The following is a 396-nucleotide window of genomic DNA, read 5'->3' on the forward strand; positions in this document are numbered from 1 at the left end:
TAATGCGCCTGCATGTCGATCAGCAGGTCCTTTTCCATCCGGTTCTTGCGAACGATGTCGGTGATCTCGGTCTGCAACAGGATCACGTTGCCCGACCGGGTCCGCTGGCGGCTGATCTGGAACCAGCGGTCGTCCTGCAATTCCAGCACGAAGGTCATGCTGGCGCCGCCGGGGGACCGGCGCGTGATCGCCTCGGCCAGATCGCGGCAGGCCTTGTCGGGGTCGGCCAGATGGCGGCTCGATTGCAGGGCGCGGAAGTAGTCCTCGACCGTCAGGCCGGGCAGGATGCGGGCCGACAGGTCGGGCAGGATCGACTTGAAGAGATCGTTGCAGACCTGCAGCCGCCCGTCATGGAACAGCGCAAAGCCGCCCTCCATCGCGTCCAGCGCCTCGGTC

Annotated in this window: 1 protein-coding gene; it reads right to left on the reverse strand. The window is 65.7% G+C overall.

The genetic code is table 11. The features are described from left to right. The coding region (locus KQX66_RS36565) for a PAS-domain containing protein (protein WP_216798410.1) at positions 1 to 396 on the reverse strand (396 nt) is incomplete at both ends.

Source organism: Paenibacillus oleatilyticus, assembly GCF_018998565.1.
Lineage (GTDB): Bacteria > Bacillota > Bacilli > Paenibacillales > NBRC-103111 > Paenibacillus_G > Paenibacillus_G oleatilyticus.